This is a genomic window from Lentimicrobium sp. S6 (assembly GCF_013166635.1).
Classification (GTDB): Bacteria; Bacteroidota; Bacteroidia; order Bacteroidales; family UBA12170; genus UBA12170.
In genome coordinates, this window is record NZ_JABKBZ010000115.1 from 1 (window position 1) to 9,156 (window position 9,156).

Genomic DNA, 9,156 nt, shown 5'->3' on the forward strand with positions numbered 1-9,156 from the left:
AATAGTCGAGCATGCCTTCTGGAAAAAACAAACTCATAATAGCCAAATCATTTTGCATAATTGATGTGATTCTTTTTTTCAAAAGTATAACATTTTAGCTCATCCCCCCAGGTTTTGTTCTTGACCCGGAACTTGCAGTATAGTCGAGATTGATTTCCATTCTTCACTAACATCAAGACACAAAAAAAGCATCAAACTAATTAAAGTAAGATGCTTTTTGAGTGTGGGGGGAGGAGGATTCGAACCTCCGAAGGCTTAGCCAACAGATTTACAGTCTGCCCCATTTGACCGCTCTGGAATCCCCCCAACATTATTCTTAATCTTTAAAAGAACGAGCCGATGAACGGACTTGAACCGCCGACCGGCTGATTACAAATCAGCTGCTCTACCAACTGAGCTACATCGGCACTCATTTTGCTTATAAAGCGGCTGCAAAAATAAAGAAGATTTTTAATTCTACAAGTGATTTTTACAATATCCTTAGATAAATTTTTAGCCCAATTTCTATCTCGTTATTAATCAATATTTAGGGAGGAAAAATAATTTATATGGACATAAAAAAAGCTTCTAACTAAAATAAGTTAGAAGCTTGTATCTGGAGCGGGAGACCGGGCTCGAACCGGCCACCTAAAGCTTGGAAGGCTTTCGCTCTACCAAATGAGCTACTCCCGCTAAGGTTTGTGGGGGGAGGAGGATTCGAACCTCCGAAGGCTTAGCCAACAGATTTACAGTCTGCCCCATTTGACCGCTCTGGAATCCCCCCAACAATTTATTCTCAATCTTTTAAAAGAACGAGCCGATGAACGGACTCGAACCGCCGACCGGCTGATTACAAATCAGCTGCTCTACCAACTGAGCTACATCGGCGCTCATTTTGCTTTTAAAGCGGGTGCAAAAGTATATAAGATTTTCAAATCTGCAAGCTTTTTTCGAAAAAACGTCAAACTTTTTATTTTTTTTATTTTTCGCTCGGATATTTTGCAAAAAAAACTACTTTTGCACTTCTAAAATAAAAATGAAAATGGCACAACAAAAAAATACTAAAGATCTTACAGAAGAAAGATTTGAAGCAGTAGAAGAAGCTTTGACCAGATCGGAACAAATCATTGAGAAACATCAGAAAACTATTCTTACTGTTATTGGAATCATAGTAGTGATAGTAGTTGCATACTTTGGTTTTGATAAATATTACTTACAACCATTAGAAGAAGATGCTCAAATTGAAATAGCGAGTGCAGAAACGTATTTTGCTCAAGACTCTTTGAATCTTGCATTAAATGGAGATGGTGCTCATTTAGGCTTTCTAGATATTATTTCTGATTACGGAATGACTAAAAGTGCTAATCTATCTCATTATTACGCTGGTGTCTGTTATTTGAAGCTAGGACAGTACGAAGATGCTATTACTTACCTTAAGGGATTTTCTGCTAACGATCAAGTTGTTGCTCCAATGGCAATGGGTGCAATTGGTGATGCATATATGGAGTTAGGCGATACTGATAAGGCTATTAATTATTATTTAGATGCAGCAAATCAAAAAATAAATGAGTTTACCTCTCCTGTATTTCTTCAGAAAGCTGCTTTAGCTTATGAGAGCAAAGGTGATTTTGCTAAAGCTTTGGGCTTGCATGAAAGAATAAAACAAGAATTTTCTAAAACTACTGAAGGTAGACAAGCTGATAAATACATTGCATATTTGAAAGGAAAACAAAATAAATAGTTTATAACTATTCCATAAAAAATACCTGAACTTTTAAGTTCAGGTATTTTTTTTATGTGTTATTTTTGCACTTACAAAATGAATGAGGATGAAAGATAAACTTAGAATAATATTTATGGGAACGCCCGAATTTGCTGTGGCTAGTTTAGATGCATTGGTGCAAGCAGATTGCAATATTGTTGGAGTGGTAACTATTCCCGATAAACTGGCTGGTAGAGGAAAGAAATTACAAATGTCCGAAGTGAAGAGATATGCATTGGAGAATAAATTACCACTTTTGACACCTTTAAAGCTAAAAGATCCTGTATTTTTAGAAGAACTAAGATCCCTGCAAGCCGATTTGCAAATAGTTGTGGCTTTTAGAATGCTGCCAGAAGTGGTATGGGCTATGCCTCCTCAAGGAACATTTAATTTGCATGGTTCCATGTTGCCACAATATAGGGGAGCAGCTCCTATTAATCATGCTATCATTAATGGTGAAACAGAGACAGGAGTCACTACTTTCTTTTTAGATCATGAAATAGATACTGGAAAAGTTATCGAACAAAGATCTTGTGTTATTAATGAATCGGATTCAGCAGGGGATGTGCATGACCGACTAATGGCTTTAGGAGCAACGCTCGTTGTTGATACTGTGAAAATGATAGCAGAGGGTGGTGTGTTAACAAAGGTTCAGGAGGAATTAGGAAAGGAGCAAAATATCAAACATGCTCCTAAAATATTCAAAGAGGATGGTTTGCTTCATTGGAATAAAAATGCTGCGACAATATATAATAAAGTTAGAGGATTAAGTCCTTATCCCACAGCTTGGACTTGGTTGGAAGGATTGGCTGGTGGTAATCGCTTAAGTATGAAAATTTATGCAGTTTCAAAAACTGAAATATTAAGCCAATTTTCGCCTGGTTCTTTGAGTTTGGAAAACGGTAAAAAGTTGTTGGTTCATACAGATGATTTTTGTTTGGAAGTCTCGGAATTGCAGCTTCAGGGTAAAAAGAGAATGAAAGCTGCGGATTTTTTACGAGGGTTTTCTTTTGATGAAAACATGAGGTTTTCGGTGTGATCGACGTGCTGTATGACCTATGTTTATTCACAAAAACACCGTTTTTATTAACAAAAGTGAATAAATATGGCTTTTTTTAGCGAAATACTTCTGTAACACTTGCATTTCTAGTATTTTCAGTTATATTTGCATGAATGAAAATCAAATGTGTTAATTAAAATCTTACGAAATGAACAAAGCAGAATTAATTGAAGCAATGGCTAATGAATCAGGTTTAACAAAAGCTGACGCAAAAAAAGCTCTAGATGCATTTATTAAAGCAACAAGCGACTCTTTAGGAAAAGGTGAAAGAGTAGCATTAGTTGGATTTGGATCTTTCTCTGTATCAATGAGAGAAGCTCGCAAAGGAAGAAACCCTCAAACAGGAGCAGAAATTACAATTGCAGCTAAAAAAGTTATCAAGTTTAAACCAGGTAATGAATTAGCAGAAGGCGTAAAGTAAAAAAATTTACATTTTGCTTGAAGTATAAAAGGCTCTGTGTTCATCACAGAGCTTTTTTATTTATATTTACCAACCAATTTTTATTATTATGATGCAAAAAGAAGAAGAAGGTAATAAAAGCTCTAAGCTCAAGACCATAGTAATTGCTTTGTTTACCATTGAACAGATCATTATTATTTATATTATCGCGACTCGTAAAGGGACTTCAGTTATTGATTGGTTTTCTAATCTTTTCTAGAATCTCTAAAGTCGTTTCGTTTTTAAGTGGGATAATGTTGATAAGGAATCAAAGCGTCTTCCTCAGTATAATAAATGCCTTCTATAGAACTGTCTTCTATATATTTCTTAGGTGATTTAGACTAATCTAAATCTTCTATCCAATAACCATCTTTTGTACAGCCCGCATTTTTTAGTTGAATCCCATCAACAGAATGATGAATGCCCATAAGCTTGAATAGCTTTCCTGACCCATTCATAGATAAATGATTAAATTTATTTGAACTAGCTCTATTTTTAAAGATATCTAGGCCGACTATCGGATAGGCTCCGCTGATGAAAACAAGGTGTAGGATTTCTACTTTATTGTCATTATGTTGAAAAGACTTTGTATTCTATAAATGAGAAATATGAATGCACAGCTTCCTCTTTAATACATTTTTTCCATTCGAGTCATTATCCTAATGATATAGTCATGAGAAGCTTTGTCTGTTATTCCAGTATAGGCCTCTGTTCAGTAATTATGCAGAAAGTAGTGTGCGATTTAAAACAAGTAAATAGAACCTTTCCTATTAAACCTTTGGCTAATTCAATAACATCTTCATATTGAAATTATTCAGGTTGCAGGATTATTATTAGAACATATATCCAAGGCCTATAGTAAAAGTTAGGTTTTGATATTCAATATCCATATTTACATATTCTTCATCCTGTGTAAAAGGATTTAATGTTTTAATATTATCCTTAACTATTTTGCTTCCAATATAGTCACCGTTAAGCTGTAAGAATTTATTACCACCAAATTTATATTTTATTCCCAAGCCAATATCATAAGCAAATCCACCAGCACTGTACTTTTGTCTTACAAAAGCTTCGTCATTACCAAGGTCTTCTTCAGTTTCATAAATGTAATATCTAATTTGTGGTGCAAATAAAACCATATAGCCAGCCATTATTCTGGCATCAATATATAAGTCTTGAATAGGTAATACAAAATAAGCGCCAGCCATAAGGCCTCCGTTTCCCCATCCTTTTGAAGAAGCTAATACACTTAAATTCGCTTCGTCTTTTTGTAATATTTCTGTCATGGCATCAGAATAGGTGCCATTGTCTGTTTTATTGGTTCCTCCAATTATTCTACCTGCAAACCCAGCATAATAGCCCAAACGATAACTGGCTGAAAAATCAAAGGCCAAACCTGTTTTCGCGAATTGACCTTGACTAATAAGTTCATTATTTTCATCGATAATATATTCGTTGCTTGCGAAATCTCCTAAAGGACTACTCATTCCTATGGATAAACCGAGCATTAATTCATTTTTTTGAGAAAAGGATAATAAAGGTAGAATTGCGATTATAAGGATAATTAGTTTTTTCATCTTAAATAGTTTAGAATTTTCAGCAAATATAGGTATTCTGGGGATTATTTAGAACTTGTTTTTACACCCAATACAAATGATGTTCTAAGTCTTCACGGATTTTACCATTATCCTGTAACCACTGTATTGCATTTAGTAATTTGTCGACCTCATCACTTTCCACCGCGAAAATCAATTCATCTAACTGTACCGGTGTGTTTTTAAGAATGGGTTTAATCAGTTCAACTATGTTATCGAATTCTAACTTGCTGAGTTGTGTTTTGTTACGTTCTAGGCAGACATCACAAAATCCACATCGTTTGCTATTGACTTCTCCAAAATAGGATAGAAGTATCTGACTTCTACATTTATGATTGCTATCGACATACTTGGTTATGGCTTTTAGTCTTGATGCTGCTGATTTTTTTCTTAGCTCATAATTTTCAGGAGAGAAATATAGGTCGGTATTCTTTAGTCTTTCCGATATATAAGTGATTTGGGGTTGATTGTTTTCGGGTTCATAATCCAACACTCCGAGTTTCTTCAACATTTTAAAAGAAGACTGTAATTGTTCTTTAGTAATGTTGAAAGTATTCATAATCTGAACTTCATTTATTTTGGTATGAAGTTGAAATAATCCAGAATAGGTACGAAGTAGGAATTTGATGAGGTTGTCATATTTGGGAAAATCTACTTGAAAGCGATATAGGTCGCCACCTTCTAAAAGCATTTTTATTCTAGAGGGTTTGTACATGGCTTCGTTCATCATGATAATCCCAGTTTTTTCAAGAATTTTAATGCTGTTAAAGGCAATCAATGGTGAAATATTGTACTGTCTTGAAAATTGAGCCAAATCAAAATTGAAACTCTGGCCGGCTCCACTTCCAACCGCTAATTGTAAATAGTTTCCAAGAGCTTGATATATTTTTTTGATGGTATCAATGGGAGGGAAGCTTGTCTCAAAGTTCCGTTTCAAATTAAGTAAGTCAGCATTTTCCCATAAAATAACAGAAAATGCTTTTTTTCCATCTCTCCCCCCTCTTCCAGCTTCTTGGAAATAGGCTTCGGGATTGTCAGGAATATCAAGATGTGCCACAAATCGTACATTATCTTTGTCAATACCCATTCCAAAAGCATTGGTAGAAACCATGATTCTGATGCGGCCTTCCATCCATTCTTTTTGTCGGTGATCTCTTTGTCTGGAATCGAGGCCAGCATGATAATAAGAAGCGCTTATATTTTCTTTTTGTAAAAACTCAGCAATCTCTTTAGTTTTCTTTCTATTTCTGGCATATACAACTCCCGAACCTTGTTGCTTTTTAGCCATCTTTAATAATACTTCGAGTTTGTTTTCTTCTTTACTTACAAAATAAACTAAGTTTTTGCGTGCGAAACTATTTGAAAAGAAATTGGCATTTTTAAACGCTAGTTTAGCTTGAATATCTTCAGCAACCTTAATGGTTGCCGTTGCTGTCAATGCAATAACAGGCACTTTAGGGAAATAATGCCTGATTTCACTGATTCTTAAATAGGGAGGACGGAAATCATAACCCCATTGACTAACGCAATGTGCTTCATCAACAGCAATTAAATTAACTCTTAACTGATTTAATGTTTCTAAGAATTTATTAGAAATCAATCTTTCAGGAGAAAGATAAAGAAATTTCGCATCACCATGAGTACATCTATTAATAGCAAGTTCGTGTTCTCTTATATTTAGTCCAGAATAAAGAGCTACGGCAGGAATCCCTCTTTTCTTTAGGTTCTCAACCTGATCTTTCATTAAAGCAATCAAAGGTGTCACCACGATAGTAATTCCTTCCATCAATAAACCAGGGATTTGATAGCAAATACTCTTTCCTCCTCCTGTTGGAAGTAGGGCGAGGGTGTCATGACCATCTAGCACAGATTGGATTATTTCCTCCTGTTTGGGTCTGAAATTGGCATGCCCCCAATATTTAATTAGTATTTGTCTACTTGCTTGCATGAATTAAAGGTACTAATTTTGCGTTAAATAGCGAAATGAACAATTGAATGGGAATTTTTTTGTTCATTGCGCTTTATTTTGAAAACCAAAAATACTAAAAATAAAATTTGAAACCGATATTAAATATTGCACTATTGGCTCACGTAGATGCAGGTAAAACTAGTTTAACCGAGCAGTTACTATTTCATACAGGTGTTTTGAAATCTGTCGGACAAGTGGATAAAGGAACTTCCGTTTCCGATTTTCTGAATGTGGAGAAAGAGCGTGGAATAAGTGTGATGGCTTCACATATGAGTTTGGAATATAAGAAGCATCAGATTAATATAATAGATACCCCTGGTCATGCGGATTTTATCTCGGAAGTAGAAAAGAGTTTATTGGCCGTGGATATGGTGGTTTTAGTAATCTCGGCTTACGAAGGTGTGCAGGCTCAAACCCGAATCATCTGGAAATTACTTAAGAAGCTGGGCTTGCCTGTTTTTTTTGTGGTGAATAAAATGGATAAAGAGGATTTTTATCACGAAGACCTCCTCAAAGAAATCCAGGAAGAACTATCTTCTTCTGCGGTCGCTGTTCAGAAAGTTGAAGCAAAGGATGATATTATAGTTTTAAAGAATTCATCTAATGAAGATTTAATTGAAATAATAGCGGAGAACAATGATGCAATTTTGGAATTGTTTGTATCGGGAGAGAATATTGATGAAGGATTGTTACAGAAGGCTTATTTTGAACAGATAGAGAAAGCACTTATTTTTCCTGTATTATTTGCATCTGCCAAAGTAGGACTTGGCATAAAATTACTATTGGAGCATTTAGTTGAATTTAATAAGTCGAGAAATAATAAGAGTTCAGAAGAATTAGAAGCTATTATTTTCAAAATCTCTCAAGACTCGCAACTGGGGACGCTAGCGCATGTTCGATTGTTTTCTGGAAAAATGGCCAAAAAACAATTAGTTTATAATCAGAGATTAGCAGAGGAGCAAAAAGTAAATCAGCTTAAAAGTGTGTTTAGTCAAAAACTAAAAGATATAGAGGAGGCTAGGGCAGGCGATATTATTGCAATAGCTGGATTTTCTAATGTTCAAATTGGCGATGTTCTTGGAAAGAATAAGTCCACAAGAAGTTTGGGTTTTAATACGGTTCCCATTCTTAGGACTCAGGTAAAAGCAATTGAGAAGCAAGATTATTTTAACCTTTCAGAAGCTTTGACACAATTGAATCTAGAAGATCCCTTATTAGATTTTCAATGGTTTAGAGAGGAAGAGGAATTCCATTTGAAAATTAATGGTGCCATTCAGATAGAGATTTTAGAGCAGCTTATGCAGGATCGATTTCAACTAAATGTGGAGTTTGATACGCCATCTGTTATTTATAAAGAAACGATTGCGTCAGAAGCTTATGGTTATGATGCTTATACCATGCCAAAACCCTGTTGGGCAGTGGTGAAATTTCAATTAGTACCAGGGGAGCTAGGAAGTGGAGTTCAATATAAATCCATAGTTGGTGTGAATGATGTTTTATTGAAATATCAAAAAGAAGTAGAGCGAACCATAACTAGACCTCTTGAACAGGGAATGAAAGGCTGGGAAGTTACTGACTTAAAAATCACGCTGGAAGAAGGAGCACATCATAATATTCATAGTAAAGCAGGTGATTTTGTGATTGTTACTCCTATGGCTATAATGGATGGCTTGAAAAATGCAGGCTCGGTATTATTAGAACCTATGATGAAGTTTAGTATAGAGGCTCCAGAGGAAAGTTTGGGTGGTATTACCTCCGATATTATGTTGATGAGAGGTAGTTTTGAGCAGCCCAGGATCGAAAATAATCAAATGAAATTAGAAGGGATTTTTCCAGCAGCAACTTCAATGGATTATCCAATTAAATTGGCTGCCAAAACAGGTGGACGTGGAAGCTTGTCCATGGTTTTTGATCATTATGAAAAAGTGGAGGATGACTTAGGAGTGATTAGAGAATTCAAAGGCATTAATCCTTTAGATAGATCTAAGTATATTTTAAAGGCTCGTAAGGCCATTCAGTAGCCAGGGCGGACGCACCCTTTTTTAACAAATAAAATAATATATAAAAATACTATATACGTATATACTAAAGAATAAATCACTATATTGTATTGATAATCAATACGATATAAAGAATGAAAACGACAAACAATCTAATAAGTATTTTTGGTACTATAGACGATCCTAGGAGCCATATAAACCAACTTCACAATATATCCGATATCCTTCTTGTGGGAATAATTTCGGTCATTTGTGGCGCAGTAACATGGAAACAAATGAGAGAGTTTGCTCAATCAAAAGAAGTATTTTTAAGAACATTTCTTCAGTTACCAAACGGGATACCTTCTGAAGA

8 protein-coding genes and 5 tRNA genes are annotated in these 9,156 nt (G+C 35.1%); 6 read left to right on the forward strand and 7 right to left on the reverse strand.

Features of this window, described 5'->3' with window-relative positions; all coding sequences use genetic code 11:
- Positions 1 to 224: 224 nt before the first annotated feature.
- The 5 genes from HNS40_RS20900 to HNS40_RS20920 form a co-directional block, all read right to left on the reverse strand.
- Positions 225 to 306: transfer RNA gene (locus HNS40_RS20900), tRNA-Tyr, on the reverse strand.
- Between the two features lie 28 nt (positions 307 to 334).
- Positions 335 to 407 (reverse strand) — tRNA-Thr (locus tag HNS40_RS20905).
- A gap of 189 nt (positions 408 to 596) precedes the next feature.
- A tRNA-Gly gene (locus tag HNS40_RS20910) sits at positions 597 to 672 on the reverse strand.
- 9 nt (positions 673 to 681) lie between these two features.
- Positions 682 to 763: transfer RNA gene (locus HNS40_RS20915), tRNA-Tyr, on the reverse strand.
- 31 nt (positions 764 to 794) lie between these two features.
- Positions 795 to 867, reverse strand: a tRNA-Thr gene (locus tag HNS40_RS20920).
- Between the two features lie 154 nt (positions 868 to 1,021).
- Here HNS40_RS20920 and HNS40_RS20925 point away from each other — a divergent pair.
- The 4 genes from HNS40_RS20925 to HNS40_RS20940 all read left to right on the forward strand — a co-directional run bounded on the left by HNS40_RS20925 (position 1,022) and on the right by HNS40_RS20940 (position 3,460).
- A complete protein-coding gene (locus HNS40_RS20925) occupies positions 1,022 to 1,720 on the forward strand; it encodes a tol-pal system YbgF family protein (protein WP_172284620.1) in 699 nt (232 codons plus the stop codon).
- An 82-nt stretch (positions 1,721 to 1,802) separates the two neighbouring features.
- Positions 1,803 to 2,780 carry a methionyl-tRNA formyltransferase gene (fmt, locus tag HNS40_RS20930; RefSeq protein ID WP_172284622.1) on the forward strand — a complete coding sequence of 326 codons (978 nt, stop codon included), beginning with the start codon at positions 1,803 to 1,805 and terminating at the stop codon, positions 2,778 to 2,780.
- Between the two features lie 169 nt (positions 2,781 to 2,949).
- Positions 2,950 to 3,222 (forward strand): HU family DNA-binding protein, encoded by a 273-nt coding sequence (locus HNS40_RS20935; protein ID WP_172284624.1) that lies wholly within the window; start codon positions 2,950 to 2,952, stop codon positions 3,220 to 3,222.
- 88 nt (positions 3,223 to 3,310) lie between these two features.
- Positions 3,311 to 3,460 carry a hypothetical protein gene (locus HNS40_RS20940; protein ID WP_172284626.1) on the forward strand — a complete coding sequence of 50 codons (150 nt, stop codon included), beginning with the start codon at positions 3,311 to 3,313 and terminating at the stop codon, positions 3,458 to 3,460.
- A 613-nt stretch (positions 3,461 to 4,073) separates the two neighbouring features.
- Here the strand turns inward: HNS40_RS20940 and HNS40_RS20945 are convergent.
- Positions 4,074 to 4,817 (reverse strand): outer membrane beta-barrel protein, encoded by a 744-nt coding sequence (locus tag HNS40_RS20945; protein ID WP_172284628.1) that lies wholly within the window; start codon positions 4,815 to 4,817, stop codon positions 4,074 to 4,076.
- A 61-nt stretch (positions 4,818 to 4,878) separates the two neighbouring features.
- Positions 4,879 to 6,783, reverse strand: a complete 1,905-nt coding sequence (locus tag HNS40_RS20950; protein WP_172284630.1) for an ATP-dependent DNA helicase RecQ — start codon at positions 6,781 to 6,783, stop codon at positions 4,879 to 4,881.
- A gap of 107 nt (positions 6,784 to 6,890) precedes the next feature.
- Between HNS40_RS20950 and HNS40_RS20955 the strand changes: the two genes are divergently transcribed.
- Together HNS40_RS20955 and HNS40_RS20960 are read left to right on the forward strand one after the other, a co-directional pair.
- Positions 6,891 to 8,825: a translation factor GTPase family protein gene (locus tag HNS40_RS20955; protein ID WP_172284632.1), complete on the forward strand. Its 1,935-nt coding sequence runs from the start codon at positions 6,891 to 6,893 to the stop codon at positions 8,823 to 8,825.
- Between the two features lie 113 nt (positions 8,826 to 8,938).
- The coding region (locus HNS40_RS20960; protein ID WP_172284634.1) for a transposase family protein at positions 8,939 to 9,156 on the forward strand (218 nt) is incomplete at its 3' end.

Excerpts from the sequence above, each read along its gene's own strand:
- HNS40_RS20950 (WP_172284630.1), bottom strand. The coding sequence starts at position 6,783 with ATGCAAGCAAGTAGACAAATACTAATTAAATATTGGGGGCATGCCAAT.
- fmt (WP_172284622.1), top strand. The coding sequence starts at position 1,803 with ATGAGGATGAAAGATAAACTTAGAATAATATTTATGGGAACGCCCGAA.
- HNS40_RS20940 (WP_172284626.1), top strand. The coding sequence starts at position 3,311 with ATGATGCAAAAAGAAGAAGAAGGTAATAAAAGCTCTAAGCTCAAGACC.
- HNS40_RS20935 (WP_172284624.1), top strand. The coding sequence starts at position 2,950 with ATGAACAAAGCAGAATTAATTGAAGCAATGGCTAATGAATCAGGTTTA.
- HNS40_RS20925 (WP_172284620.1), top strand. The coding sequence starts at position 1,022 with ATGGCACAACAAAAAAATACTAAAGATCTTACAGAAGAAAGATTTGAA.
- HNS40_RS20945 (WP_172284628.1), bottom strand. The coding sequence starts at position 4,817 with ATGAAAAAACTAATTATCCTTATAATCGCAATTCTACCTTTATTATCC.